22 protein-coding genes are annotated in these 25,775 nt (G+C 73.2%); 16 read left to right on the forward strand and 6 right to left on the reverse strand.

All coding sequences use genetic code 11. The annotated features are described in order from the left end of the window. Positions 1 to 8 precede the first annotated feature (8 nt). From OG599_RS18065 to OG599_RS18105, 9 genes are all read left to right on the forward strand, one after another. Complete coding sequence (locus OG599_RS18065) at positions 9 to 800, forward strand: aldose epimerase family protein (RefSeq protein ID WP_327177000.1); 792 nt, start codon at positions 9 to 11, stop codon at positions 798 to 800. 31 nt (positions 801 to 831) lie between these two features. Then, complete coding sequence (gene pyrE, locus OG599_RS18070) at positions 832 to 1,371, forward strand: orotate phosphoribosyltransferase (RefSeq protein WP_327177001.1); 540 nt, start codon at positions 832 to 834, stop codon at positions 1,369 to 1,371. Between the two features lie 203 nt (positions 1,372 to 1,574). After that, on the forward strand, positions 1,575 to 2,597 hold the full coding sequence (fbaA, locus tag OG599_RS18075) for a class II fructose-bisphosphate aldolase (RefSeq protein ID WP_327177002.1): 1,023 nt from the start codon (positions 1,575 to 1,577) through the stop codon (positions 2,595 to 2,597). A gap of 192 nt (positions 2,598 to 2,789) precedes the next feature. Beyond that, the gene (locus OG599_RS18080; RefSeq protein WP_327177003.1) at positions 2,790 to 3,950 is read left to right on the forward strand and encodes a MalY/PatB family protein; all 1,161 of its coding nucleotides are present in this window, start codon (positions 2,790 to 2,792) and stop codon (positions 3,948 to 3,950) included. A 68-nt stretch (positions 3,951 to 4,018) separates the two neighbouring features. Beyond that, a complete protein-coding gene (locus OG599_RS18085; RefSeq protein WP_327177004.1) occupies positions 4,019 to 5,716 on the forward strand; it encodes an MFS transporter in 1,698 nt (565 codons plus the stop codon). Between the two features lie 162 nt (positions 5,717 to 5,878). Further along, positions 5,879 to 6,292 (forward strand): DUF3151 domain-containing protein, encoded by a 414-nt coding sequence (locus OG599_RS18090; RefSeq protein ID WP_327177005.1) that lies wholly within the window; start codon positions 5,879 to 5,881, stop codon positions 6,290 to 6,292. A 297-nt stretch (positions 6,293 to 6,589) separates the two neighbouring features. After that, entirely contained in the window at positions 6,590 to 7,438 is an 849-nt protein-coding gene (locus OG599_RS18095; protein WP_327177006.1) for a tryptophan 2,3-dioxygenase family protein, read from the forward strand. Continuing rightward, complete coding sequence (kynU, locus tag OG599_RS18100; protein WP_327177007.1) at positions 7,431 to 8,654, forward strand: kynureninase; 1,224 nt, start codon at positions 7,431 to 7,433, stop codon at positions 8,652 to 8,654. The genes OG599_RS18095 and kynU overlap by 8 nt, the downstream gene beginning before the upstream one ends. A gap of 132 nt (positions 8,655 to 8,786) precedes the next feature. Further along, positions 8,787 to 9,674, forward strand: coding sequence for an alpha/beta hydrolase (locus OG599_RS18105; RefSeq protein WP_327177008.1), 888 nt, complete (start codon positions 8,787 to 8,789; stop codon positions 9,672 to 9,674). 27 nt (positions 9,675 to 9,701) lie between these two features. Here the strand turns inward: OG599_RS18105 and OG599_RS18110 are convergent, their stop codons facing one another. Further along, positions 9,702 to 10,283, reverse strand: coding sequence for an XRE family transcriptional regulator (locus OG599_RS18110; RefSeq protein WP_327177009.1), 582 nt, complete (start codon positions 10,281 to 10,283; stop codon positions 9,702 to 9,704). Between the two features lie 47 nt (positions 10,284 to 10,330). Between OG599_RS18110 and OG599_RS18115 the strand changes: the two genes are divergently transcribed. The 4 genes from OG599_RS18115 (at position 10,331) to OG599_RS18130 (ending at position 14,719) form a co-directional block, all read left to right on the forward strand. Beyond that, on the forward strand, positions 10,331 to 11,371 hold the full coding sequence (locus OG599_RS18115) for a class I SAM-dependent methyltransferase (protein WP_327177010.1): 1,041 nt from the start codon (positions 10,331 to 10,333) through the stop codon (positions 11,369 to 11,371). Between the two features lie 84 nt (positions 11,372 to 11,455). Next, complete coding sequence (locus OG599_RS18120; RefSeq protein ID WP_327177011.1) at positions 11,456 to 12,814, forward strand: sensor histidine kinase; 1,359 nt, start codon at positions 11,456 to 11,458, stop codon at positions 12,812 to 12,814. Continuing rightward, positions 12,811 to 13,473, forward strand: a complete 663-nt coding sequence (locus OG599_RS18125) for a response regulator transcription factor (RefSeq protein WP_327177012.1) — start codon at positions 12,811 to 12,813, stop codon at positions 13,471 to 13,473. The genes OG599_RS18120 and OG599_RS18125 overlap by 4 nt, the downstream gene beginning before the upstream one ends. A 40-nt stretch (positions 13,474 to 13,513) precedes the next feature. Then, positions 13,514 to 14,719 (forward strand): cytochrome P450, encoded by a 1,206-nt coding sequence (locus tag OG599_RS18130; RefSeq protein WP_327177013.1) that lies wholly within the window; start codon positions 13,514 to 13,516, stop codon positions 14,717 to 14,719. A 35-nt stretch (positions 14,720 to 14,754) separates the two neighbouring features. On the opposite strand, the gene OG599_RS18135 is transcribed toward OG599_RS18130, so the two are convergent. Both OG599_RS18135 and OG599_RS18140 read right to left on the reverse strand, forming a co-directional pair. Next, positions 14,755 to 16,395, reverse strand: coding sequence for an ABC transporter permease (locus OG599_RS18135; protein WP_327177014.1), 1,641 nt, complete (start codon positions 16,393 to 16,395; stop codon positions 14,755 to 14,757). Continuing rightward, a complete protein-coding gene (locus tag OG599_RS18140; RefSeq protein ID WP_327177015.1) occupies positions 16,392 to 17,327 on the reverse strand; it encodes an ABC transporter ATP-binding protein in 936 nt (311 codons plus the stop codon). The genes OG599_RS18135 and OG599_RS18140 overlap by 4 nt, the downstream gene beginning before the upstream one ends. Before the next feature lie 190 nt (positions 17,328 to 17,517). Here OG599_RS18140 and OG599_RS18145 point away from each other — a divergent pair, with 190 nt between their 5' ends. Both OG599_RS18145 and OG599_RS18150 read left to right on the forward strand, forming a co-directional pair. After that, complete coding sequence (locus tag OG599_RS18145) at positions 17,518 to 18,084, forward strand: GbsR/MarR family transcriptional regulator (RefSeq protein ID WP_442809448.1); 567 nt, start codon at positions 17,518 to 17,520, stop codon at positions 18,082 to 18,084. Between the two features lie 29 nt (positions 18,085 to 18,113). Beyond that, positions 18,114 to 18,917 carry a hypothetical protein gene (locus OG599_RS18150; protein ID WP_327177016.1) on the forward strand — a complete coding sequence of 268 codons (804 nt, stop codon included), beginning with the start codon at positions 18,114 to 18,116 and terminating at the stop codon, positions 18,915 to 18,917. A gap of 102 nt (positions 18,918 to 19,019) precedes the next feature. On the opposite strand, the gene OG599_RS18155 is transcribed toward OG599_RS18150, so the two are convergent. Further along, on the reverse strand, positions 19,020 to 19,898 hold the full coding sequence (locus OG599_RS18155) for a diacylglycerol kinase (protein ID WP_327177017.1): 879 nt from the start codon (positions 19,896 to 19,898) through the stop codon (positions 19,020 to 19,022). A gap of 185 nt (positions 19,899 to 20,083) precedes the next feature. On the opposite strand from OG599_RS18155, the gene OG599_RS18160 reads away from it, so the two are divergent. Then, positions 20,084 to 21,367, forward strand: coding sequence for an adenylosuccinate synthase (locus tag OG599_RS18160; RefSeq protein WP_327177018.1), 1,284 nt, complete (start codon positions 20,084 to 20,086; stop codon positions 21,365 to 21,367). 197 nt (positions 21,368 to 21,564) lie between these two features. On the opposite strand, the gene OG599_RS18165 is transcribed toward OG599_RS18160, so the two are convergent. Both OG599_RS18165 and OG599_RS18170 read right to left on the reverse strand, forming a co-directional pair. Further along, positions 21,565 to 23,079 carry a PstS family phosphate ABC transporter substrate-binding protein gene (locus OG599_RS18165; protein WP_327177019.1) on the reverse strand — a complete coding sequence of 505 codons (1,515 nt, stop codon included), beginning with the start codon at positions 23,077 to 23,079 and terminating at the stop codon, positions 21,565 to 21,567. 266 nt (positions 23,080 to 23,345) lie between these two features. Further along, complete coding sequence (locus OG599_RS18170) at positions 23,346 to 25,766, reverse strand: serine/threonine-protein kinase (RefSeq protein WP_327177020.1); 2,421 nt, start codon at positions 25,764 to 25,766, stop codon at positions 23,346 to 23,348. Positions 25,767 to 25,775: the final 9 nt, after the last annotated feature.

Consider the following 25,775-nt stretch of genomic DNA (forward strand, 5'->3'; position numbering starts at 1 on the left):
GTCGTTGTGTGAGTAGCGAGAAGAGTGTCCGGCTGACCGCCGGCGACGCCGAGTTGACCATCGACCCCGTCCGAGGGTGCCGAATCACCAGCCTGCGGATCGGGGGCACCGAACTGCTGCGCCAGGGTGAGCGGTACGGCTGCTTCCCCATGGTGCCGTGGGTCGGGAGAACCGCGTACGGCGAGTTCCGCAACGGCGACACGGTGCACACCCTGCCGCTCAATTCGCCGCCGCACGCCATCCACGGCACTGGGCGCGACACCTCCTGGACCGCCGCGCGGGAGCTGGAGGGCGAGGCCGCCTTCTATTACGACCTCGCCGAACCGTGGCCGTACCGGGGGCGGGTGACGCAGACCTTCGAGCTCTCCGAGGACGCCCTGACGATCCGCATGTCCGTGGAGACGTACGGCGATTCGTTCCCGGCCCAGGCCGGCTGGCACCCCTGGTTCCTGCGCAACATCGGCGGGCAGGACGCCCAGCTCTCCTTCGACGCCGCCTGGCAGGAGGAGCGCGGCGCGGACCACATGCCGACCGGCCGCCGGATCGACCCGCTCCCCGGGCCCTGGGACGACTGCTTCGGGATGCCGGAGGGCGTGAAGGCCACGGTCACCTGGCCGGAGCAGCTGGAGCTGACCGTCACCAGCCGCGACGAGTGGGTCGTGATCTACGACGAGCAGGACGAGGCGCTCTGCGTGGAGCCGCAGTCCGGCCCGCCGAACGGGCTGAATTCCACTCCGCGCCTGGTCACGCCGATCGAGCCGCTGGAGATGGAGACCACCTGGAGCTGGGCTCGGCTCTGAGGAAGCCTGCCCCGCCACGTACTCTCGACGTATGACTGACGTACGCGCTGACCTGCTCCAGCAGATCAAGGACAAGGCCGTGGTGCACGGCAAGGTGACCCTCTCCTCGGGTCTGGAAGCCGACTGGTACATCGACCTGCGCCGGATCACGCTGGACGGCAAGGCCGCGCCGCTGGTCGGCCAGGTCATGCTCGACGCCACCGCCGAGCTGGACTTCGACTGCGTCGGCGGTCTGACGCTGGGCGCCGACCCGGTCGCCACCTCGATGCTGCACGCCTCCGCCGCGCGCGGTGAGACGCTGGACGCCTTCGTCGTCCGCAAGGCGCAGAAGGCGCACGGGATGCAGCGCCGCATCGAGGGCACCGACGTCAAGGGCCGCCGCTGCCTGGTGGTCGAGGACACCTCGACCACCGGTGGGTCGCCGCTGACCGCCGTCGAGGCCGTGCGCGAGGCCGGTGGCGAGGTCGTCGCCGTCGCGGTGATCGTGGAGCGGGGCGCCGCTCCGGCCATCGCCGAGGCGGGACTGCCGTACCTGCACGTCTACTCGGTCGCCGATCTCGACCTGGCCTGAGCCGGCCGGCGGGAGTTCCTCTCTGACCTGCGGTTTTCTTCGGGGCGCACTGTTTCACGTGAAACAGTGCGCCCCGGACCCGTTTCTACGGGGGTCCTCCGGGTGGAGTCCCCGCAGGAGTCTGGGAAGATGGGCACGACGATGACGTCGCCCCCAGGTCAGGGACCAGCACTGCACACCCGCACATCCCAAGGAGCGGACAGATGCCCATCGCAACCCCCGAGGTCTACGCCGAGATGCTCGACCGGGCGAAGGCAGGCAAGTTCGCCTACCCGGCCATCAACGTGACCTCGACCCAGACGCTCCACGCGGCTCTGCGCGGTTTCGCCGAGGCCGAGAGCGACGGCATCGTCCAGATCTCCACCGGTGGTGCGGAGTTCCTGGGCGGCCAGTACAACAAGGACATGGTGACGGGCGCCGTGGCCCTCGCCGAGTTCGCGCACATCGTCGCCGCCAAGTACGACATCACCGTCGCGCTGCACACCGACCACTGCCCCAAGGACAAGCTGGACGGCTACGTCCGCCCGCTGCTCGACATCTCCGCCGAGCGCGTCGCCAAGGGTCTCAACCCGCTGTTCCAGTCCCACATGTGGGATGGCTCGGCCGAGACCCTCGCGGACAACCTGGCCATCGGTCAGGAGCTGCTCGCCAAGGCCGCCGCCGCCAAGATCATCCTTGAGGTCGAGATCACCCCGACCGGTGGCGAGGAAGACGGCGTCACGCACGAGATCAACGACGAGCTGTACACCACCGTCGACGACGCGCTGCGCACCGCCGAGGCGCTCGGCCTGGGCGAGAAGGGCCGCTACCTGCTGGCCGCCTCCTTCGGCAACGTCCACGGCGTCTACAAGCCGGGCAACGTCGTGCTCCGCCCCGAGCTCCTGAAGGACCTGCAGGAGGGCGTCGGCGCCAAGTACGGCAAGACCTCCCCGTTCGACTTCGTCTTCCACGGCGGCTCCGGCTCCACCGCGCAGGAGATCGCCACCGCGCTGGAGAACGGCGTCGTGAAGATGAACCTCGACACCGACACCCAGTACGCCTTCACCCGCCCGATCGCGGACCACATGTTCCGCAACTACGACGGCGTGCTGAAGGTCGACGGCGAGGTCGGCAACAAGAAGACGTACGACCCCCGCACCTGGGGCAAGTCCGCCGAGGCGGGCATGGCCGTGCGTGTCACCGAGGCCTGCGCCAACCTGCGCTCCACGGGCACGAAGCTGAAGTAAGCGTGTACGGGGCCGCAGGGTCCCGTACCGCGTTCGTCGCGGGCCCGACACTCCTGGGTGATCCCCGGTGAGGTCGGGCCCGTGGCTTGTACGGCCGCCGGCGCCCCCGACCGACAGGCGGCACCCGCGTGCGGCCGTACGAACCGTGAACGACCGAACCATCTGTACGACCGAACCGTGTGAGGCACCGCTGTGAGTCCGTCCTACGATTTCGACGCCGTCGTCGACCGCCGGGGTACCTGGAGCGTGCAGTGGGACGGGGTCGCCGACCGGTTCGGGGCGGACGGGCTGTTGCCGTTCACCATCTCCGACATGGACTTCCGGACCGCGCCCGAGGTGCTGGACGCGCTGCGCGCCCGGATCGACCACGGGGTGTTCGGGTACACCGACTGGCAGCAGGACGACTTCCGTTCGGCGATTGCCCACTGGTACGCCACCCGCTACGACACCGCCATCGACACCGGGCAGCTCGTCTACGGCCCCTCGGTGCTCAACCAGCTCTCCCAGCTGCTGCGGATGTGGACCGGGGACGGCGACGCGGTGGTCACCCACACCCCGACGTACGACGGTTTCCGCAAGGCGATCCTCGGTCTGGGGCGCGAGATGCGCGGGGTGCCGGTCGGTGACGACGCGGCCCTGGAGCGGGAACTCGCCCGCCCGGACGCGAAGGTGCTGCTGCTTTGCTCGCCCCAGAACCCCACGGGGCGGGTGTGGACGGAGGCCGAGCTCACGCGGATGGCGGAGCTGGCCGCGCTGCACGACGTGCGGGTGATCAGCGACGAGATCCACTCGGACTTCGCGCACGAGGGGCACCACCACGTCCCGTGGACCCGGGTGGCGGACCGGGGCCCCGCGGGCTGGGCGCTCATCACCTCCGGGTCGAAGTCCTTCAACTTCCCCGGACTGAGCGGCTCGTACGGGCTGATCGGCGACCCGGCGGACCGGGCCGAGTACCTGAGGCGGATGGCCACGGCGGAAGGGCTGGAGTCCCCGGCGGTGCTCGCGCTGACCGCCCACATCACCGCGTACCGGGAGGGCGGGCCCTGGCTCGACGCGCTGCGCGACTACATCGCCGGGAACCTCGCCCTGGTCGAGGAGCGGCTGCGGGCCGCCTTCCCGGAGCTGGACTGGCGCCCGCCGCAGGCCGGTTACCTCGCCTGGATCGACCTCAGGCCGCTCGGCCTGGACGACGACGCCCTCCAGCGGGTGCTGATCGAGCGGGAGAAGGTCGCCATCATGCCGGGCGGGGTCTACGGCTCCGACGGCTTCGTACGGCTCAACGTCGGTTGCCCGCGCGCCAAGGCGGAGGCGGGCGTCGACGCGCTGGTCCGGGCGATCCGCTCGCTCCTGTAGCCGTACCGGGTGCACGGGTAGGCCGGCGCCCACTGGCCGCCCCGGCGGGCAGCGGCGATGCTGCCCCCATGGGTGAAACCCCCGAGCGACCCCCGACGTCCACGGACCGCACGTCCGCGCGGGCGGACGGCGGGGTCGACGCCGGTGCGCCGAAGACTGCCGGGGAGATCCGGGCCGCCTCACCGCCCGGGCGGTGGATCGTCCTGACCACCGTCCTCGGCTCCGGCATGGCGATGCTGGACTCCACCGTCATCAACGTGGCGCTGCCCCGGATCGGCGAGGACCTCGGCACCGACCTCGCGGCGCTCCAGTGGACCGTCAACGCCTACATGCTGACTCTCGCCGGGCTGATCCTGCTGGGCGGTGCGCTCGGCGACCGGTACGGGCGGCGGCGGGTCTTCGTCGTCGGCGTCATCTGGTTCGCCCTCGCCTCGCTGGTCTGCGCCGTCGCGCCGAACGCCGCCGTGCTCGTCGCGGCGCGCGCTTTCCAGGGGATCGGCGGGGCGCTGCTCACCCCGGGGTCGCTGGCGCTCATCCAGGCGAGCTTCCACCCGGACGACCGGGCCCGGGCGGTCGGGCTCTGGTCCGGCTTCGGCGGGGTCGGGGCGGCCATCGGGCCGTTCGTCGGCGGCTGGCTCGTCGACGGGCCCGGCTGGCGGTGGGTCTTCCTGCTCAACCTGCCGGTCGCCGCGCTCTGCGTACCGGTCGCCCTGCGCCATGTGCCGGAGTCCCGGGACCCGCGCGCCCACGGCCGCTTCGACGTCCTCGGGGCGGTGCTCGGCGCGGTGGCGCTGGCCCTGGTGACGTACGCGCTGATCGAGGCGCCGGGGAGCGGCGCCTCGCCCGCGGTGATCGGGGCGGCGGTGGGCGGGGTGGTGGCCGGGGCGGCGTTCGTACAGGTGGAACGGCGGCGGCCGGACCCCATGGTGCCTCCGGCGATCTTCCGCTCCCGGCTGTTCACCGTCGTCAACCTGGTGACGTTCTGCGTGTACGCGGCGCTGGGCGGGTTCTTCTTCCTCTCCGCGATCCAGCTCCAGGTCGTCGCCGGGTACTCGGCGCTCGGCGCGGGCACCGCGCTGCTCCCGACGACCGTGCTGATGCTCTTCTTCTCGGCCGCCTCCGGTGAGCTGGGCCATCGCATCGGCCCCCGCATCCCGCTCACCGTCGGCCCGCTGCTGGCCGCCGGGGGCATGCTGCTGATGCTGCGGGTCGGGACCGGCAGCGCCTCGTTGACCGGGTACCTGAGCGAGGTGCTGCCCGCCGTGGTGGTGCTGGGCCTGGGCCTCGTCACCCTCGTCGCGCCGCTCACCGCGACCGTGCTGGCGGCGGTGGACACCGGGCAGGCGGGGCTGGCCAGCGGCATCAACAACGCCGCCGCCCGCGCGGCCGGACTGATCGCGGTCGCCGCGCTGCCGCTGCTGGCGGGGATGGGCCCGGAGGCGTACCGGGACGCGGGCGAGTTCGCCGCGACCTTCCGGCGGGCGATGCCGATGTGCGCGGGGCTCCTGGTCGCGGGGGCGGTGCTCGCCTTCTGCACGGTACGGACGCCCGCCCCGGGGCCGGCCCCGTCCCCGGACGGCGAGCGCGAGCGGGCTGCGGGCAGCGGCACGGGAGGCGGCGGTGCGGAGGGTGGCGGCGTGGAGGGCGGCGGCGTGGAGGGCGGTGGGGCCCATCCGGCCGAGGCGCCCTGCCGGCCCGAGTGCACCGTGCACTGCGGGGTCGTCGCGCCGCCCCTGGAGCCCGCCCGGCGGCGCCCCGAGGAGTGACCCGGCCCGCGACGGCCGGGGAGGGGGCGGCGGGGGCCCGGCGAGGCGACGGGCGGGGTACGGGCGGGCCTGGTGGCGGAGCGGGCGAGGCGAGGGGCCGGGGCCCGGTGGACGGGCCGGGCGGTGTCCCGGGACGCCGGGGTGCCAGGCACACTGGGACCCATGTCCATCCACGAGAACCTGCTCGGGGGCCCCGCCCCGACCCACCTGCCCGACGACCCGGAGCCGCGCGGGCTGCTCGCCGGCGGTACCCCGCCCGCCGAGGTCGCGGCGAAGTACCCCACCTCCTCGCTCGCCTGGGCGCAGCTGGCCGACGACGCGTTCGAGGGCGGCCGGGTCATCGAGTCGTACGCGTACGCCCGCACCGGCTACCACCGCGGGCTCGACGCCCTGCGCCGGGCCGGCTGGAAGGGCCACGGGCCCGTGCCGTTCGAGCACGAGCCGAACCGCGGCTTCCTCCGCGCCCTGCACGCCCTCGCGCGTGCCGCCGGGTCCATCGGCGAGCAGGAGGAGTACGAGCGCTGCTCGACCTTCCTCCGCGACTCCTCGCCGACCGCGGCCGACATCCTGGGCTGATCCGCCCCGAGCCGATCGCACCGTACTGATCCACCCCGAGCCGATCGGACCAGGAGGCGCGGGACGGCCTGGAGTCACCCGTCGTGCCTGGTCAACCGGCCCGCAGCCCGCTATGTCGGCTGCGGGCCGGTATGCGTCGCGGCGGGCGCGGGCCGGGCGCCGAACCGGGCGGATCAAGTTCCTCGCGGCCGAGCACCTCGCGGGTTTCCGGTCATAGGATGCGCCGCAGGGGACCGGAGCCCACCCAGCTAGGACGGGGCGGACCGCTACCCGGAAGCTCGTGTCGAGGAGACAGCGATGTCGGCGAAACACCCCGATTCCGAAGAGACCGGTGCGGAGACCCCGTACCTCGATTTCGCGGGAACGACTCCCTACGAGGACTACGTCCAGGCGGACGTTCTCACCCATTTGCAGCAGTTGCGCTCCGACGATCCCGGCGAGATGGTCTTCCTCGTCACCACTCAGGTCATGGAGCTGTGGTTCACCGTCCTGGTCCACGAGTGGGAGACGGCGGCGCTCGCCCTGCGCGAGGACCGGGTGCCGGACGCGCGGGACGCCCTGAAGCGCTCGCTGCGCGAGCTGGAGGCCCTGAACGCGTCCTGGCGGCCGCTGGCCCAGCTCACCCCCGCCCAGTTCAACTCCTACCGGGGCGCGCTCGGCGAGGGCTCCGGCTTCCAGTCGGCGATGTACCGGCGGATGGAGTTCCTGCTGGGCGACAAGTCCGCCTCGATGCTCGTACCGCACCGGGGTTCCCCGCGCGTGCACGCCGAGCTGGAGAAGGCGCTGAGCCAGCCGAGCCTCTACGACGAGACGCTGGCGCTGCTCGCGCGGCGCGGGCACCCGGTCCCGCAGTCGGTCCTCGGCCGTGACCTGCGGCAGAAGTACGAGCCCTCCCCGGTGATCGAGGCCGTCTGGTCCCGGATATACGCCGAACCGGAGAAGTACGACGAGCTGGTGCGCCTCGGCGAGCTGCTCACGGACGTCGGCGAGCTGGTCTGGCGCTGGCGCAACGACCACCTGGTGGCGACCCGGCGGGCCATGGGCTCGAAGACCGGCACCGGCGGCTCCGCCGGAGTGGCGTGGCTGGAGAAGCGCGCCTCGAAGAACGTGTTCCCCGAACTCTGGACGGCCCGCAGTCATGTCTGAGACCAACCACCGCCTGCTGGCGGACCGTGCGGCCAAGCTCGACGCCGCCGACGAACTCGCCGATATGCGCGAGCTGTTCACCCTCGACGACTCCGTCTACCTGGACGGGAACTCGCTCGGTGCGCTCCCCGTCCACGTGCCCGACCGGCTGCACGACGTGCTCACCCGCGAGTGGGGCGAGCTGCGCATCCGGTCCTGGGACGAGAGCGGCTGGTGGACCGCGCCCGAGCGGGTCGGCGACCGCATCGCGCCGATCGTCGGCGCGGCACCGGGCCGGATCGTGGTCGGCGACTCCACCAGCGTGAACATCTTCAAGGCGCTGGTCGCCGCGACCCGGCTCGCGCCGGGTGGCCGGGACGAGATCGTGGTCGACGCCTCGACGTTCCCGACCGACGGCTACATCGCCGGATCGGCCGCCCGGATGACCGGCCACCGGATCGTCCCGGTCGACCCCGCCGACGTGCCGGGCGCCGTCAACTCCCGCACGGCGGCAGTGCTGTTGAACCACGTCGACTACCGCACCGGACGGCTGCGCGACCTGCCCACGCTCACCGCCGCCGTGCAGCGCGCGGGGGCCGTCGTGGTCTGGGACCTCTGCCACAGCGCGGGTGCGCTGCCGGTCGGCCTGGACGAGCACGGCGTGGACCTGGCGGTCGGCTGCACGTACAAGTACCTGAACGGCGGCCCGGGTTCGCCCGCGTACCTGTACGTCGCCGAGCGCCACCAGGGCGTCTTCGACTCCCCGCTGCCGGGGTGGAACTCGCACGCCGACCCGTTCGGCATGACCCCCGGATACGAGCCCGCCGAGGGCTCCGCCCGGGGCCGGGTCGGCACGCCCGACATCCTCTCCATGCTGGCGCTGGAGTCCGCCCTCGACGTGTGGGACGGCGTCCCGATCGAGGCCGTACGCGCCAAGTCCCTTGCCCTGACCGACTTTTTCCTGGAGTGCGTCGAGGCGTACGCCCCCGAGGGCCGGGTCGTCTCCGTCACTCCGGCCGCGCACGCCGAGCGCGGCAGCCAGGTCGCGCTGCGGTGCGCCGAGGCCGGACCGGTGATGCGCGAACTGATCGCCCGGGGCGTCGTCGGCGACCTGCGCCGCCCCGACGTGCTCCGGTTCGGATTCACCCCGCTGTACGTCGGCTTCGCCGACGCGGAGCGGGCCGCGCGGGTGCTGGCCGGGGTGCTGGCGGACGTGCCGGTGGGGTCGGCCGGGTAGGGCCGGCGGCTCCCGAGCGGTCGCGGGCGGGGCCCGGTGGTGAACCGGCTCCGTCCGGCGGCCGCGCCGGGGACTGGTACGGTCCCCGCAGGTCGGACAAGTGGGGCAGCCCCGAGGATGGTTGGAGCAAGAATGTCGGATTCCGCCGCGCGTGATCGGGACGCCGCGCGTGATCGTGACGCCGTCGAGGAGAAGTCGGCGTTCGCGCATCCGGAGGTCGCCCCCGACCGGACCGCCGCATACGGGGACCACCCCGACCAGGTCGTCGACCTCTACGCCCCGCGCGACGGGCGGACCGGGGTGCCGCTCGTCGTGCTGTTCCACGGAGGCGCCTGGCGCGCCCCGTACGACCGCCGCCATGTGTCGCCGCTCGCAGGGTTCCTGGCCCGCCGGGGCTTCGCCGTCGCCAGCGTCGAGTACCGGCGCGGCCCCGCCTCCCCGGTGGGGGAGGGGAACCCCGCCGGGCGCTGGCCCGAGACCTTCGACGACGTGGCCGCCGCGATGGACGCCCTCCCGATGCTGGTGGCACGGGAGTTGCCCGCGGCCGACCTGCGGCGGACCGTCGTCACCGGCCACTCGGCGGGCGGCCACCTCGCGCTCTGGGCGGCGGCCCGGCATGTGCTGCCCGTGGGCTCGCCGTGGCGGTTGCCCGAACCTCCGCCGCTGCGCGGGGTGGTGGCGCTGGCCCCGGTCGCCGACCTGATGACCGCGGCGAAGCTCGGCATCTGCTCGGGGGCCGTCCACGAACTCCTGGGCGGCGAGGAGGGGTTCGCCGAACGGCGCGCGCACGTCGACCCGGCCGCCCTGCTGCCCACCGGCATCGCGACCGTCGTCGTGCAGGGGTGCGCGGACATCGTCGTGCCGCAGCCGGTGGCGGAGGCGTTCGTCGCCGCGGCGGCGACGGCGGGGGAGACGGTCGGGCTGACCCTGCTGGACGAGGTCGGCCACTTCCCGCTCATCGACCCCTCGGCGGACGCCTGCGCGGTGGTCGCGGAGGAGCTGGAGCAGCTCGCCTGGTGAGGTGCGCGCTCGGCGCTGTCCGGTGGCTCAGCGCTCCGGGCGCAGGTGGGTGCGCCGGCCGTCGCGGTCGAAGATGGCGAGGATCTCCGCCGGGCCGCCGCGCGCGCCGAAGGCGTGCGGGACCATCGTGGAGAACTCCGCGGCCTCGCCGGTCTCGACCGTGATGGTCCGCTCCCCCAGCAGCAGCACGACCGTGCCGGAGAGCACGGTGAACCAGTCGTTGCCCCCCGGGTGGACCTTCAGCTCGTCCCGCCCGTGCCGGGGTTCGGGCGCGGTGATGTTCATCCGGACCACGGTGACGCCCGGCTGCCCGCCCTCCCGGTTCAGCAGCCAGGTGGTCGTGCCGCACTCCGCGTCGTGCTGCGGGCGGATCACCACGTCCGCGTCCGAGACGGATTCCACCAGCGCGTCCAGGGTGGTGCCGAGGGCGCGTGCGATCGAGCTGAGCTGGTCGAGGCCGATCCGCCGGTGGCCGGTCTCGATACGGCTCAGGGTGGACGGGCTGAGGAAGCACCGCGCGGCCAGATCGTCGAGCGACCAGCCCTGAGCGGTGCGGAGGCCGCGTATCCGCTTGCGGACCAGGGAGTCGAGTTCACCGTCTTGCGTCATACGCAAGATGCTATGCCTTCGACGCAAGGCGTGCGTAGGCTCGAAGCATGAGCGAACACGACGGTCACCAGCACGGACAGAGCCACGGCCACCAGCAGGGTCATGGCCACGGCCACCAGCAGGGCAGCGGTCACAGCCACGGGCACGGGGCGCAGGACGCCGACTTCTCCGTACTGACCGAGATGCTGGATCTCGACGCCGAGGTGCTCCACGAGCACCTGGACGAGCTGACCGGATGGATCCAGGAGCTGTCCGGCGGGACGGGGGACGCGGCGACCTCCGCGGACCTTGCGACCCCCACGGACGCGACGAGGTCCCCGGACCTTGCGACCTCCCCGGACGCGACGAGGTCCGCCGAGAAGCCCGGCGGGCGGGGTCCCCGCGTGCTCGACCTGGGCAGCGGCACCGGCGCGGGCACCTTCGCCCTGCTCCAGCGGTTCCCCGGTGCCGGGATCACCGCCGTGGACGCCTCGCCCGCGATGGCCGCCCGTCTGGCGGAGAAGGCCGCCGCGCTCGGGGTAGCCGACCGTGTCCGTACCGTGGTCGCCGACCTCGACACCGAGGCCCTGCCCGCCGGGCCCTACGACCTGGTGTGGGCCTCCGCCTCGCTCCACCACATGGCCGACCCGGGCCGCGTCCTCGCCCAGGTCCGCGAGGTGCTGCGCCCCGGCGGGCTCATGGTCGCGGTCGAGCTCGAAGGCTTTCCGCGCTTCCTCCCCGACGACCTGGGCTTCGGCCGCCCCGGGCTGGAGGAGCGCGTCCACGCGGCCCAGGCCGAGGGGCGGGCGGCGGCCGGGATGCACATGACCGAGGACTGGGGGGCGAGGCTGCGGGAGGCCGGGCTCGACGTGGTGGCCGAACGGGTCGTCGCCATCGACCTGGCCGCCCCGCTGCCCGCCGCCACCGGCCGCTACGTCCAGGCGTCCCTCACCCGCGTCCGGTCCGCGCTCGACGAGGTCCTCGACGCCGAGGACCTCGCCACCCTGGACGCGCTCACCGACGCGGACGGCCCGTACGGCGTGCTGCACCGCGACGACCTCACCGTCCGTACCGAGCGGAGCGTCTGGGTCGCCACCCGTACTCCTTGAGCTCCGTAGTCCCTGAGACGGACGCGCCGGTATCCGCTTCTGTGGGGACGACCCCGGACGGTGCCCCGCCCTACCGTGGGGCCCGTGACCGAGACCCTTGTGCAAGCGAAGACGAAGGCGCCGGAACTCCGGTGGGTGCGGGGCGCGGTGGAGAGCCTGCGGCAGGACCTCCTTCAGGACGCGTTGGCCTACCGCCCGCTGCACCCGCTCAGCGGTGAGGGGCCGGTGCTGCGCCTACTGCCCGGGAGGGCACGGGAGAAGCTCGTCTGGACCCCGCACGCCCTGGTGCTGGCGGCCGCGGTGATCTGCCTTCTCCTCGGACTGAACGCGCCGAGCGAGCAGTTCGTCCTCGGGGTGGTACCGGCGATTCCGGTGGTGCTGACGCTCGTCCGGCCGGTGGCCGCCTTCTGGGGGTCGATGGCGGCCACGGTGGTCGTCGCCCTCGCCGGTACGGCCTGGCCCTGGGGCCCGAGCAGCTTCTGGGGCCACCTGGTGGTGCTGGTGGTGTGCGCGGCCCGTACCCGGCCGCGTGCGGCCGCCGGGATGTGGCTGCTCACCCTGGTGCTGGGCGTGCTGCTGGGGACCGTCGCGCCGTACCGGCTGGGCGGTTCCACCGCCGCCCCGATGTTCGTGGTGTCGGCGCTCGCCCTGCTCGTGGTGACCGTGGTCAAGGTCCGGCGGGAGGCCGAGCGCGAGGTGAGCGAGGCCACGCGGGAGGTGACGGTCCAGCGCACCGTCACGGCCGTCGAGCGCGACCGGCGCACGCTCCTCGAAGAGCGCACCACCATCGCCCGCGAGCTGCACGACGTGGTCGCCCACCACATGTCGGTGGTCGCGATCCAGGCCGAGGCCGCCCCGTACCGGGTGGAGAACCCGCCGCCCGAGCTGGCGCAGGCGTTCGTCACCATCCGCGAGAACGCGGTCGCCGCGCTCACCGAACTGCGGCGGGTGCTCGGTGTCGTACGGGCGGAGGACCAGGAGGCGCCGGACGCCCCGCAGCCCACCCTCGCCCGGCTCGACCGGCTGCTGGACAACGTCCGCGAAGCGGGCCTGGAGACGGAGAAGACGGTCACCGGGGCGGTGCGTGAACTGCCGCAGGGCGTCGAACTGTCGGCGTACCGGATCGTCCAGGAGGCGCTGAGCAACACCCTGCGCCACGCCCCGGGCGCCACCGCGGCCGTCGAGATCGCCTACGTCCTCGGCGGGCTCGGAGTCCGGGTCGTCAACGGGCCGCCGACCGGGCCGGTCGACGCCTCGCCGGGCGCCGGGCACGGCATCACCGGGATGCGCGAGCGGGTCGCGATGCTGGAGGGCGAGATGACCGCGGGGGAGACCGAGGACGGCGGTTACGAGGTCGCGGTGTTCATCCCGGTGCCCCGGGTGGTGGAGGACGCCGCCGCCCCGACCGGCACCGGTACGGAAGAAGAGGAGGCCGCCGCGTGAGCGACATCGGGGTTCTGATCGTCGACGACCAGATGATGGTCCGCGAGGGCTTCTCGGTGCTGCTCAACGCCATGCCCGGGATCGAGGTCGTCGGCGAGGCGGTCGACGGGCGGCAGGCGGTCGAGCGGGTCGCCGCGCTCGCCCCGGACGTGGTGCTGATGGACATCCGGATGCCGGAGATGAACGGCATCGAGGCCACCCGCGAGATCGTCGCCGCCGACGCGGAGGCGAAGGTGCTCGTGCTCACCACCTTCGACCTGGACGAGTACGTCTACCAGGCCCTGCGCGCCGGAGCCTCGGGCTTTCTGCTCAAGGACGCCTCCGCCCGCCAACTCGCCGAGGCCGTACGGGTGGTGGCTTCCGGCGAGGCGCTCCTCGCGCCCACCGTCACGCGCCGGCTGATCACCGAGTTCTCCAGGCTCGCCCAGGCGCCGAAACCCCCTGCCCTGGCCCGGATCGGGGATCTCACCGAGCGCGAGACGGAGGTGCTGGTGCTGGTCGCGCAGGGGCTCTCCAACGCGGAGATCGCCGGGCACCTGGTGGTCGCCGAATCCACCGTCAAGACCCATGTGAGCCGGGTCCTGGTGAAGCTCGGACTGCGCGACCGCACCCAGGCGGCGGTCTTCGCCTACGAAGCGCGGCTGGTCACCCCGGGGTAGGGCGCGCCGGGCCGACGGCGGCGGCCGGTAGCGTCGGGGCATGCACGTGTCCTTCGACCCCTGGTCACCCGCGTTCGTCGCCGATCCGTATCCCGCCTACACCGCGCTGCGCGCCGCCGGCCGGGTCCACTGGTTCGAGCCGACCCGGCAGTGGCTGATCCCGCACTACGCCGACGTGTCGGGGCTGCTCCGCGACCGGCGGCTCGGCCGGACGTATCTGCACCGCTTCACCCACGAGGAGTTCGGCCTCACCCCGCCGCCCGCCGCGCACGAGCCGTTCACCACCCTCAACGGTCAGGGACTCCTCGACCTGGAGGCGCCCGACCACACCCGCATCCGGCGCCTCGTCCAGAAGGCGTTCACACCGCGTACGGTCGAGCGGCTCGCGCCCACCGTGCGGCGGCTGGCGGCCGAGCTGGTCGACGCGTTCGTCGCCGAGGGCGGCGGCGACCTGCTCACGGCGGTCGCCGAACCGCTGCCGGTCGCCGTGATCGCCGAGATGCTGGGCGTACCGGAGTCCGACCGGGCGCTGCTGCGCCCCTGGTCGGCCGCGATCTGCGGGATGTTCGAGCTGAACCCGTCGGAGGAGACCGCGCGGGCGGCGGTTGCGGCGTCCACCGAGTTCTCCGCCTACGTGCGCGAACTCATCGCCGTACGGCGGGAGAAGCCGGGCGAGGACCTGATCTCCGGTCTCATCGCCGCCCACGACGAGGACGAGCGGCTCACCGAGCAGGAGATGATCTCCACCTGCGTGTTGCTGCTGAACGCGGGCCACGAGGCGACCGTCAACACCACCGTGAACGGCTGGCGCACCCTCTTCCACCACCCCGAGCAGCTCGCCGCGCTCCGCGCGGACCACGGCCTGCTGTCCACGGCTGTGGAAGAACTCCTGCGCTACGACACCCCGTTGCAGATGTTCGAGCGCTGGGTGCTGGACGACATCGAGATCGCCGGTACGGTCGTCCCGCGCGGCTCCGAGGTGGCGCTGCTCTTCGGCTCCGCCAACCGCGACCCGGAGCGCTTCACCGACCCGGACACCCTCGACCTGTCCCGCCCGGACAACCCGCACATCACCTTCGGCGCGGGCATCCACTACTGCCTGGGCGCCCCACTGGCACGCATCGAACTCGCATCCTCCTTCGGCGAGTTGCTGCGCAAGGCGCCGGGGATGCGGCTGGCCGAGGAGCCGGAGTGGCACCCGGGATACGTCATCCGGGGGCTGAAGGAGCTCCGCGTGGAGGTGTGATCCGTACGTGTGCCGCCGGGACCTGCGGGGGTGTCTCACCCTCGCAGGTCCCGGCGGCGCAGGGCGGCGAGGCCCGCCACCACCAGGGCCGCCGCCACCGCCGTCAGCGCGATCAGGGCCGCTGCCCGCAGGTCGCCGCCGGGGAGCTTCGGCAGGTGGGTGTAGGGCGACACGTCCAGCACCGCCTGTGGCAGGTCCACCGCAGGGCCGATCCAGCCGAGCGCCAGGCAGAACCCGGCCGCACCCCAGGAAGCGGCGGCGGCGATCCGGGGCGCCGCCCCGTACAGCAGTACGGCCACCCCGCCCAGCAGCCAGATCGCGGGGAGCTGGACCAGGGCGGCACCGAGCACGGCCGGAAGGCGGTGGCCGTAACCGGCGGCGAGGCCGAGGCCGCCCGCGCCCATCACGAGGACCGAACCGCCGAACGCGATCAGCAGGTGCCCGCCGGTCCAGGCGGTCCGTCCGGCGCCCGCCACGAGGACGGGTTCGGCCCGGCCGCCGGACTCCTCGGCGAGCGGCCTCAGCGCGGAGGAGACGACGTACAGGGCCGCGACCATGCCGAGCATCTGGGCCATCGCGGCGAGGAACGCGTCGGTCAGCCCGGCCGCGCCGCCCATCCGCGCGATGATCTCGCGGGTCCGCTCGTTGCCGCCGACGAGGTCCGCCGCCCCGTCCGCCAGCCGGCCGAAGACGAGCCCGACGACCGCGAACGACACCGTCCACCCGGCCAGCGAACCGCGCTGGAGCCGCAGCGCCAGCCCGTACGGGGTGGCGATCCGGCCGCTCGCGGCTCCCGGCCGGGTGGCGAAGAGGCCGCTGCCCAGGTCCCGCCGGCCGGCGAGCGCGGAGGCGAGGGCGAGGAGCGCGGCGGTACCGGCCGCGAAGAGCAGCAGCACCCACCAGCGCTCGGTGGCGTACGCGCGGGTGTTCTCCACCCAGCCGAACGGGGAGAGCCGGGTCAGCGCGGCGAAGGCGCCGGTGCTCGCCGCGTCACCGGCGGCCTTCACCACGAACGCGGCGCCGAGGGCGGCGGCGGTCACCCCCTTCGCGGCGCGCGCGCCCCCGGTGAGCTGGGCGGCGACGGCGGCGGTGGCGGCGAAGAGCAGGCCCGTCCCGGCGACCGCGAGGCCCAGCGCGTACGCCCCGGGGCCGCCGCACCCGGCGGCCGACAGGAGGAGCACCACGAGCGCGGCGAGCGCCAGATCGGCCACGGCGGCGGCGAGCAGCGCGGCGGTCAGCGGGGCCCGGCGGCCGACCGGCGCGGCGGAGAGCATCTCCTGGCGGCCGGTCTCCTCCTCCTCGCGGGTGTGGCGCACGACGACGATCAGCGACATCACGGCGGCCAGTCCCGCCCCGAAACCGCCCATCCGCCAGCTGACGAGTGCACCGGCGGAGTCGCCGAGGACGGGTCCGTACAGCGCCCGGAGACTGCCGTTGGCGTTGGTCGTCGCGGCGAGCGCGGCGCGGTCGGCGACGGTCGGGTAGAGCGAGGCGAAGGAGCCGGCCACCGAGGCGAACGAGCCGCCGATCGCCAGCAGCCACACGGGGATCAGCACCCGGTCGCGGCGGAGCGCGAGGCGCAGCAGGGCGAGGGTTCCGGTGAAGGGGCCCGAGCGGGCGGCGCTGGTGTCGCCCGAACCGGTGCGGGGCAGCGCGCCCGAGGCGGCGGAGGTCATCGCGGTGCCGCCTCGTCCTCGTCGCGGTCGTGCTCGCCCTCCGGGGCGCCGTCCGCCGCGTAGTGGCGCAGGAACAGCTCCTCCAGCGTCGGCGGGGCGCAGCTCAGCGCGCGTACCCCGGCGGCGGCCAGCGCCGCGAGGACCGCGTCGAGCTTGTCGGCGTCCACCTGGCAACTGATCCGGGTGGAGCGTACGGCGAGCTCGTGCACCCCGGGCAGCTCGGCCAACCCGGCTGGTACAGAGACGAGTTCGGCGGCGATGCCGGTGCGTGTCAGGTGCCGCATCCCGGCAAGCGAACCGGTCTCCACCGTGCGGCCCCGGCGGATGATGCTCACCCGGTCGCAGAGGGTCTCGACCTCGCTGAGGAGGTGGCTGGAGAGCAGCACCGTGCACCCCCGGTCGCGCGCCTCGGTGACGCAGTCGCGGAACACCGACTCCATCAACGGGTCGAGCCCGCTGGTCGGTTCGTCCAGGATCAGCAGTTCGGCGTCGGAGGCGAAAGCGGCGACCAGGGCGACCTTCTGGCGGTTGCCCTTGGAGTACGTACGGCCCTTCTTCGCCGGGTCCAGCTCGAACCGCCCGATCAGCGCGTCGCGCCGGGCCCGGTCGAGTCCGCCGCGCAACCGCCCGTACAGATCGATGACTTCGCCGCCGGTGAGGTTCCGCCAGAGCGTGACGTCGCCCGGCACGTACGCGAGTCGGCGGTGCAGGGCGACCGCGTCCCGCCAGGGGTCCCGGCCGAGCAGCCGCGCGGTGCCGGAGTCGGCACGCAGCAGGCCGAGCAGGACGCGGATGGCGGTGGACTTCCCGGCGCCGTTGGGGCCGAGGAAGCCGTGCACCTCCCCCTGGTCCACGGTGAGTTCGAGACCGTCCAGTGCGGGGGTCCGGCCGAACGACTTGTGCAGTCCGGACACGGAGATGGCCGTCGTCATGGTTCTGAACGTACGCTGGTTTCACAAATTTCTGAAGTTAAAGAACCGTATAAAATAGGGGAGTTGGGCGTCATCCGGAGTCGGGGTGCGGGGCGTCCGAGAGCCGTCCGGAAAGCTGGATGAGCCGGACGGCCTTCGGACGGGCCGGACGGGCCGGACGGGCCGATCGGATCGGGAGGATGGTACGGCGATGGGCGAGGGTGCGGTCGGCGCGGACGGGGACGCGTGGGGCGGGGGCGTGCGGGACAGGGAGGCGCGGGACGGGGAGGCCGTCTCGCGGTTCGTCGAGCGGTTCGCGGCCGACATGACGGAGGCGGGCATGCAGCGCATGGCCTCCCGGGTCTTCGCCGCGCTCCTCGCCGACGACGACGCCACCATGACCTCGGCCGAACTCGCCGCCGAACTGCGCATCAGCCCGGCCGCAGTCTCCGGCGCGGTCGGCTACCTCACCCAGGTCGGCATGGTCGGCCGCGAACGCGAACCGGGCTCCCGCCGCGACCGCTACCGGCTGCACCACGAGATCTGGTACACCACCTTCGCCGGTCGCGACCGGGTCATGACCCGCTGGGAGCAGACCCTCCGCGAGGGCGCCCGCTCCCTCGGCGAGGACACCCCGGCGGGCGTGCGGCTCGCGGAGACGGCGGAGTTCTTCGAGTTCGTGCAGTCCGAGATCGTCACGATGATGGAGCGGTGGCAGGCTCGTCGGGACGCCGCCGGTGACCCGAGGGGGCGTCGGCGCGGCGATACTGGCCGCTGACCCGTGCATGAGCGCTGTGGAGGCACCGCATGAAGATACGGCCCGTGCGGCCACGCGCCGCCGTGGTGGCCGGCGCAGTCCTCGCCGGAGCGCTGGCCCTGACCGGGGCCGCGGAGGCCGTCGCCCGGCACGTGGTGGACGGGCGGGTGGAGAAGCTGGCCGGTGAGCGGCTGGGTTCCGAGGTGACGGCCGACACCGACGGCTGGGGTCTCGTGGCGCTCGCCCGCGGCGAGCTGGGCACCCTCACCCTGCACGCGGAGGATGCCACGCTCGACGGGTTCGACGGCGTCACGGTCGACGCGGAACTCCGGGACCTCGTCGTCCCCCACGGCGACGGCCGGGCCTCGGTGTCCGGCAGCAGCGCCCGAGCCGAGATGCCCACCGGCGCCCTGCGCGACCGGGTCACGGCGTCCGGCGGCGCGTTCGCGGCGATGGTCGGTGACGTCGAACCCCGGCCCGAGGACGGGACGCTGCGGATCGAACTGGGCCCGGGCGGCCTCGGCCAGGCCGACATACGGCCCGAGCTGCGCGACGGCACCGTCCGCTTCACCCTGGCCGGCGCGAAGATGCTCGGCGTGGACGCCCCGAAGTCGCTGACCGCCCGCATCGAGTCCGCCCTCACGGCCCTGTCCCCGGGCAGCGGTACGGGTGGTGGCGCGGGCCGTACGGGCGGTGGCACGGGCGGTGGCACGGCCGGTCCGGACGCCGCGGCGGACGCGCTGGGCCTCCGCCCCACCGCCGTCACGGTCACCGAGAACGGGCTGCGGGTGGACCTGAAGGGCGGACCGGCCAGGTTCGACCAGGACGTCGGGGCTCAGGGCGGGGGCCGCTGAACCCACGCGAGCCGGTGTCGTGGCTGGCCGTGGCCGGGGCCGCAACCGGCCCGGACCGTGGCCGGGGCCGGCATCGGCGGGTTCCACGCGGGCTCGCCGGTCTCAGGCAGCCGCCGCGGCCGCCGGAACCATCAGTCCCCAGGCGTCCGCCCACACCGTCCAGGTCCGCCGCCGGACCGGGCCGTGCAGCTGTATGTCGGCGCGGTAGCGGAAATCGGGGCCGGAGACCGTCACCGCCTTGGCCTCCGCCGTCACGGTCTCGCCGCTGGACGTGCGGACCACCACCTCCGCCAGGCCGCCGCCGCTCCGCGAGGTCACGGTGACGCCCTCGACGGGCCGGTCCAGGTCGTTGAGGAGGACCCCGTCCGCCTCCACGCGGAGGCGGTAGCCGGCCGCCCCGGAGGGGGTTGCCGCCGGGACGGGGCGGACGAGGGTGCGGACCAGGGAGAGGCAGGTGTCCCAGACGGCCGTGACACCACTGTGGGGCCCCGGCCCCGGGCCGTCCGTGGTCTGACCGGGGGCGGGCGGGGGCGCCGGGACGTCCACGCCGCCCAGGACCACGCCGTCGCTGTCGTCGACGAGCAGGTCGAGACGGTGCACCGCCCCGTCCAGCGCCGTCCGCGCCGCCGCCACCGCGCCGTGCGGCACGCCGAGGGCGTGGGCGAGCCGGAGGGCGGGCGGGGCGCCGACGGGGACGAGCGCCAGGGCGCTGTCGGCCAGCTCCCGGTCGCGGTGCAGCTGGGCCACCGCCCGGAGCAGAGCGTGGTCGTCGCCGATGACCACCGGCCGCCTGCTGCCCCGCCGGGACAAGGCGCGGGCGAACTCCTCCGGGGTGTCCGGCAGGGAGATCTTGGCGTGCGCTCCGGCGTTCAGCACGTCCTTCGCGATACGGACGGACTCGCCGTCGGTCCGGCGGGCAACCGGGTCGATGACCACCAGCAGCTGGTGGCCGTCGTCGCCGGGGGGCTCTGCAGCCGACACCTCGGTCCTTCCTCGGGTAGCATCTTGGTGCAAGAGCCCCTTGCGCTATTGCGCCAGGGGCTTCGTCTATTCCGGGGCACCCGGTTCGACGGCTCAGGCTTTGTCGTACATCGTCGTATGGCAAGTACGACCTTTACGTACGCCCCTGACCTTGGACATGCCCCGCCCGGAAGGGGTGTACGCCTGTGCCCGCACTTGTGCTGCTCGGTGCTCAGTGGGGTGACGAGGGCAAGGGGAAGGCCACCGATCTCCTCGGTGGATCCGTCGACTATGTGGTGCGATACCAGGGCGGCAACAACGCCGGTCACACGGTTGTCGTAGGCGACCAGAAGTACGCACTGCATCTCCTCCCCTCCGGAATCCTGTCACCGGGTTGTACCCCGGTGATCGGTAACGGTGTCGTGGTCGACCCGGCGGTGCTGCTCTCCGAGCTGAGCGGACTGAACGAGCGAGGCGTCGACACGTCCAAGCTTCTGATCAGCGGCAACGCTCATTTGATCACCCCGTACAACGTCACGCTCGACAAGGTGACGGAACGCTTCCTCGGCAAGCGGAAGATCGGCACGACCGGCCGTGGAATCGGCCCGACGTATGCCGACAAGATCAACCGTGTCGGTATTCGCGTCCAGGACCTCTACGACGAGTCGATCCTCGTCCAGAAGGTCGAGGCGGCCCTGGAGCAGAAGAACCAGCTTCTGGCCAAGGTCTTCAACCGCCGCGCGATCGAGGCCGAGGGCATCGTCGAGGAGATGCTCCAGTACGCGGAGCAGATCAAGCCGTTCGTCGCCGACACGACGCTGATCCTCAACAACGCCATCGACGACGGCAAGGTCGTCCTCTTCGAGGGCGGCCAGGGCACCCTGCTCGACGTCGACCACGGCACGTACCCCTTCGTCACCTCGTCGAACCCGACCGCGGGCGGCGCCTGCACCGGCGCCGGCGTCGGTCCGACGAAGATCACGCGGGTCATCGGCATCCTCAAGGCGTACACCACGCGCGTCGGCTCCGGCCCGTTCCCGACGGAGCTGCTGGACGCGGACGGCGAGGCGCTGCGCCGCATCGGTGGCGAGCGCGGTGTCACCACCGGCCGCGACCGTCGCTGCGGCTGGTTCGACGCGGTCATCGCGCGGTACGCGACCCGGGTCAACGGCCTGACCGACTTCTTCCTCACCAAGCTCGACGTACTCACCGGCTGGGAGCAGATCCCGGTCTGCGTGGCGTATGAGATCGACGGCAAGCGCGTCGAGGAGCTGCCCTACAGCCAGACCGACTTCCACCACGCGAAGCCGATCTACGAGATGCTGCCGGGCTGGTCCGAGGACATCACCAAGGCGAAGACCTTCTCCGACCTGCCGAAGAACGCGCAGGCCTACGTGAAGGCGCTGGAGGAGATGTCGGGCGCTCCGATCTCCGCGATCGGCGTCGGCCCCGGCCGCACCGAGACGATCGAGATCAACTCGTTCCTGTAAGGAGCCCGCAGGGGCCCTGAGGGCTCCCGAGGGACCCTCGTACGACGACGGCCGCGGGCCGGGACACGTTCTGTGCCCCGGCCCGCGGCCGTTCCGTTCGTGGCGGCCGTTCCCCTCGTGGTGGCTGTTCCGTTCGTGGTGACTGTTCCGTCCGTGAACGGCGGTTCCGCTCGTGAACGGCGTCGGGGAGGGTGCCGTCAGGAGCGGGGGCGGTCGCCGCACAGGGGGTACGCCTGCGGGGCCGAGCAGGGCACGTGGCCGTGGGTGCGCAGGGCCTGCTGGTCGTGGCTGTTCACGTAGTCGAGGAAACGGGCCGCGAGCGAGTCGGGGGCCGGGTCCCGGTACGTGTACGCGTACTCGACCACCCAGTACGGGTAGCCGTTCGTGGTGATCTTCTCGGGGGACGGTTCCTCGGCGTCGATGGTGATGCGGTGCAGCCCCTTCGGGGCGGCCGCGCCCGTGCGCAGTTCGCTGTAGCCGATCGCCCCGTCCACGGTGCCGACGGTGCGCAGCACCTCGTCGGTGCTGCCCAGTTCGCACCGGGTGACCAGCGCCTTCGGATCGTCGCGGGTGAGGCAGTCGCGGGAGGACGTGGGGATGGGTTCGTTGCCGCCCAGCACCCGGCGCTGGAGCGCCACCCGGGTGCCTGAGTTCGCGTCCCGGCTGACGAGCCGGATCTCCAGGTCCGGGTTGCCGGGGAAGTGGTTCCAGTTGCGGATCTCGCCCCGGTAGATCCGGCGTACGTCGTCGAGCGACAGATCCTTCACGCGCACCTTGTCGTTGACGACGAGGGAGAACAGCACGACGGCGACCCGGCTGTTCTCGTGCAGGTCCGGGTAGCCGCCCGGCTTCGGGCCGTCGGCGAAGACGACCGTGGCGGGGGAGGCGCCGCGCTCGTCGAGCAACCGGACTCCGGCGTCGCTGCCGTGCATGTCCACGTCGATCGAGGAGCCCTCGCACGCCTGCGTGTACAGCTTCGCCAGCTCGGTCACGGCCGGCTGGAACGCGGTGGAGCCCGCCACTCGCAGGGAACCCCGGGCGCACTCCACCGGCGGCGGGGTGCGGTCGAGCGCCAGGATGATCGTGGAGAGGGTGACGACCCCGACGGTCAGCGCCACGGTGATGGACCGGGCGGCCTTGCCGAACGCCGGCGGCTTCTCGTCGGGACGGGCCGCGCTGTTGACCCGTACGTCCCCGTCCCGGATGCCTCCGACGATCCTGATCGGGCTGCCCACCTCGCCGCCGGTGAGCAGCACGAGGAGCTTGAAGTGCTGGTGGCGGTTGAGGGGTACCCGGGGCAGCCGGATCAGACCGCCCTCCTGCCGCATCCCGGCGGCGGGGGTGAAGTGCTCCATCAGATGCCCCGCCTCGACGGGCTGGGTCACCGCTATCCCGCGCACCGTACGGTCGGTGAACTCCACGGTCAGCCCGTGCCGTTCGATGCCGGTGTAGTCGTCGCGGGAGATGGACTGCGAACCGTCGTTCTCGATGCGCAGCAGGACGAGGGTGGCGTCCGACATGTCGGGGGTCTCGTCGAACAACCCCAGCCGGACGTTGACGCCGCTGCCGATCGGGGTGTCCATCTGGACGCGGTATCCGATGCGCCGCTGGGCCGGGACGCGGCGCTCGTACCAGAGCACCCCGACGGAGACCAGCACGCCGACCGCGGCGGTCACGACGGCCACGATGTTCTCGGCGCTCAACCATTCCACGGCTGCCTCGCACTCCCTCGTGCGTACCGAACCGGGCCCGCTCGACGCGCCCTTGGGCGGCCACCGTACGAGCGGGAGGGCGGGGGCGGAGCGGGGGAAGGCGTGTTGTCGGCGGGTGTTCGCCTCTCGTTCAGCTCGGTCCGGGTCCGGGTCGGCTCGGGTCCGGCTCGGGTCCGGCTCGGGTCCGGGTCCGGGTCGGTTCGGGGCCGGCTCGGGTCCGGCTCGGGTCCGGGTCCGGGTCGGTGGAGGTTCGGTGTGGGTGGGTGTCAGAAGGCCCGGCGATACTCGGCGGGTTCGCCGTCCGCGCTCATCCCGTAGACCAGCAGGCGTTCCCGTCCTTCGAAGGTGTCGATCCGCAGGTACTGCGAGCCGTTGGAGAAGCAGTCGGGATCGGAGCGGTCCGCCGCCGAGAGCATGTCCGGTCCGACGACCAGCAGTTCGCCCGCTCCTCCGACGACGGCTGTGCTCGCGCAGTCGACGGGGGCGATATTCGGCAGCCCGGTGTCGGGGTCCAGCTTCGGGGTTCTGGACACGTACCGGATGAGCGGGGCTCCCACCGGACCCTGGGTGACGGTGAGGTCGTACCGGTACAGGCGCCTTTCCCTGCGGCTCAGCTCGGGCATCGGCGCGCGCCTCCAGTACCCGAGGAAGGCGGCCGGTACGGCGCGGGAGCCGCTCGCGGCTCGCCGGAAGACGGAATGGACGGCCCCGGAGGTCCACTCCATGATGTCGGGCGAGCGCACGGCCAGCGTCTGGTGGGCGGCCGGGGTGCAGCGGCCGGCGGGGATGCTGGTGGTCACGTCGCTTTCGCCGAAGACGATGTGGTCTTCGTCGGCGTCGACGAGGACGGACCGGCCCATGCAGAGGCGCTCGCCGAAGACCTGGACGTAGGTGGCGGTCTTGTGGCCCCGGGTGCCCTGACCGATCTCGATCCGCCCCGTCTCGTACGGGGCGTTGTCGGCGCCCTCGAGTACGCCTTCCCAGGCGCCGAGGTAGACCTCGGGGACGTCGCCGGGGCCGTTGGGCCTCCAGGGCCCGGAGTCGGGGTTTGCGTCGTCGCCGCTGGTGTCGGTGCCCATGTCGGTGCTCTGCGCGGGGGTGCCGAAGATGCCGAGACCGACGAGTCGGCCGAATCCGCTGAGCCCGCCCGCGGCGTAGTGCTGGAGGGCCAGACCGGCGCCGAAGAGCCCGGTGGCCGCCGCGCAGGCGGCGACCAGCGCCGTGCGCCGGAGGGGGCGACCGCCCGCGTGGGCGCGGGTGGTCTCCCAGGGGGCTGCCGGGGGCGTTGCCCGGGGCGGTGCAGTGGGCGCCGTCGAGGGTGTCTTCGGGGGTGTAGTCGTGGGCGTTGCCGGGCGCGTCTCCCGGGGTGCGGCCGGGCGCGTCTCCCGGGGCGTCGCCGGAGGTGCTTCCGGGAGTGGTGTCGGGCCGCCGGTCGGGGCGTGTGCCGGGTGTGCGCGGGGTGCGCGGTCCGGTGATCGGTGCTGGGGAACGGCGAGTTCGGGGGCGGCGTGATCCGGTGTGGCGGGTTCGGGGCCGGAGCGGTTCGGAGCCGGGTGATCAGGGCCGGAGCGGTTCGGGGCGTGGCTGACCGGGGCGTGGCGGGCCGGGTCGGGGTTGTCCGGGTCGGGGTGGTCCGGGGCGGGTGTTTCCGCGTCCAGCAGCCGGGCCGCCTGAGAGCCGAGCAGGGCCAGGAGTTCGGGCGGCAGCCAGGCTTCGGGCCGCTTGGCCGAACGGGCCGGAGCCGACTTCGCCAGGTCGGCGGCGGTGGGGCGGCGGTGGGGGTCGCGGTGCAGGCAGGACCGCACCAGCGGGCCCAGTTCGGTGGGCAGCGTGGTCAGGTCCGGCTCGTTGTTCGCGATCCGGAACATGATCGCGTGGACCCCGCTGGCGGAGGCCCCGAAGGGCTGCACCCCGGTCGCCGCGTACGCGAGGACCGCGCCGACGCAGAAGATGTCCGAGGCGGCGGTGACCCTCTCGCCCCGTACCTGCTCGGGCGACATGAACCCCGGCGAGCCGATCACCGCTCCGGTGCTGGTCAGGCCGCCGTCCGTGACCGTCTCCACGGCGCGGGCGATACCGAAGTCGATGATGCGGGGGCCGTCCACGGTGAGCAGGATGTTGGACGGCTTCAGGTCGCGGTGGACGAGCCCCGCCGCATGGATGTGGGTCAGCGCCCGCCCGAGCCCGGCGGCCAGGAAGCGTACGGAGTGCACCGGCAACGGCCGCACCTCCGAAGCGGGTTCGGGTCTGCCGCGCTCGGCCGCCTCCCACCGCCCCTCCGCCCAGGTGCGCTGGGCCCGCCGCGTGCGCCGGTCGCCCACGACGGTACGGAGCGAGGGGCCGGGTACGTACGCGATGGCCACCCACGGAAGGGCCGCTTCCGTGTCCGCCGCGATGACCGGGGCGGTGCCCGCGCCGCCGACGCGCTCCAGCGCGGCGACCTCCCGGGCGAACCGGATCCGGAACTCGTCCACCACCGCGAACTGGGCGTGAACGACCTTCACCGCGACGGTCCGCCCGCCCTCCGAGCGTGCGAGGTAGACGCGTCCCATGCCTCCCGTACCGAGGCGTCCGAGGAGCCGGAACGGGCCTACCCGAGGAGGATCTTGAGGAGTCAGCGGGTCCACGCCGGGATACTCGCATATCGGTCGCCCGGGTGGTGCGGTCCCGCGCCCCGGCGGCCGCACCCGGAGCGG

Source organism: Streptomyces sp. NBC_01335 (assembly GCF_035953295.1).
GTDB lineage: Bacteria > Actinomycetota > Actinomycetes > Streptomycetales > Streptomycetaceae > Streptomyces.

Excerpts from the sequence above, each read along its gene's own strand:
- pyrE (WP_327177001.1), top strand. The coding sequence starts at position 832 with ATGACTGACGTACGCGCTGACCTGCTCCAGCAGATCAAGGACAAGGCC.
- fbaA (WP_327177002.1), top strand. The coding sequence starts at position 1,575 with ATGCCCATCGCAACCCCCGAGGTCTACGCCGAGATGCTCGACCGGGCG.
- OG599_RS18085 (WP_327177004.1), top strand. The coding sequence starts at position 4,019 with ATGGGTGAAACCCCCGAGCGACCCCCGACGTCCACGGACCGCACGTCC.
- OG599_RS18090 (WP_327177005.1), top strand. The coding sequence starts at position 5,879 with ATGTCCATCCACGAGAACCTGCTCGGGGGCCCCGCCCCGACCCACCTG.
- OG599_RS18095 (WP_327177006.1), top strand. The coding sequence starts at position 6,590 with ATGTCGGCGAAACACCCCGATTCCGAAGAGACCGGTGCGGAGACCCCG.
- kynU (WP_327177007.1), top strand. The coding sequence starts at position 7,431 with ATGTCTGAGACCAACCACCGCCTGCTGGCGGACCGTGCGGCCAAGCTC.
- OG599_RS18105 (WP_327177008.1), top strand. The coding sequence starts at position 8,787 with ATGTCGGATTCCGCCGCGCGTGATCGGGACGCCGCGCGTGATCGTGAC.
- OG599_RS18110 (WP_327177009.1), bottom strand. The coding sequence starts at position 10,283 with ATGACGCAAGACGGTGAACTCGACTCCCTGGTCCGCAAGCGGATACGC.
- OG599_RS18115 (WP_327177010.1), top strand. The coding sequence starts at position 10,331 with ATGAGCGAACACGACGGTCACCAGCACGGACAGAGCCACGGCCACCAG.
- OG599_RS18130 (WP_327177013.1), top strand. The coding sequence starts at position 13,514 with ATGCACGTGTCCTTCGACCCCTGGTCACCCGCGTTCGTCGCCGATCCG.
- OG599_RS18135 (WP_327177014.1), bottom strand. The coding sequence starts at position 16,395 with ATGACCTCCGCCGCCTCGGGCGCGCTGCCCCGCACCGGTTCGGGCGAC.
- OG599_RS18140 (WP_327177015.1), bottom strand. The coding sequence starts at position 17,327 with ATGACGACGGCCATCTCCGTGTCCGGACTGCACAAGTCGTTCGGCCGG.
- OG599_RS18145 (WP_442809448.1), top strand. The coding sequence starts at position 17,518 with ATGGGCGAGGGTGCGGTCGGCGCGGACGGGGACGCGTGGGGCGGGGGC.
- OG599_RS18150 (WP_327177016.1), top strand. The coding sequence starts at position 18,114 with ATGAAGATACGGCCCGTGCGGCCACGCGCCGCCGTGGTGGCCGGCGCA.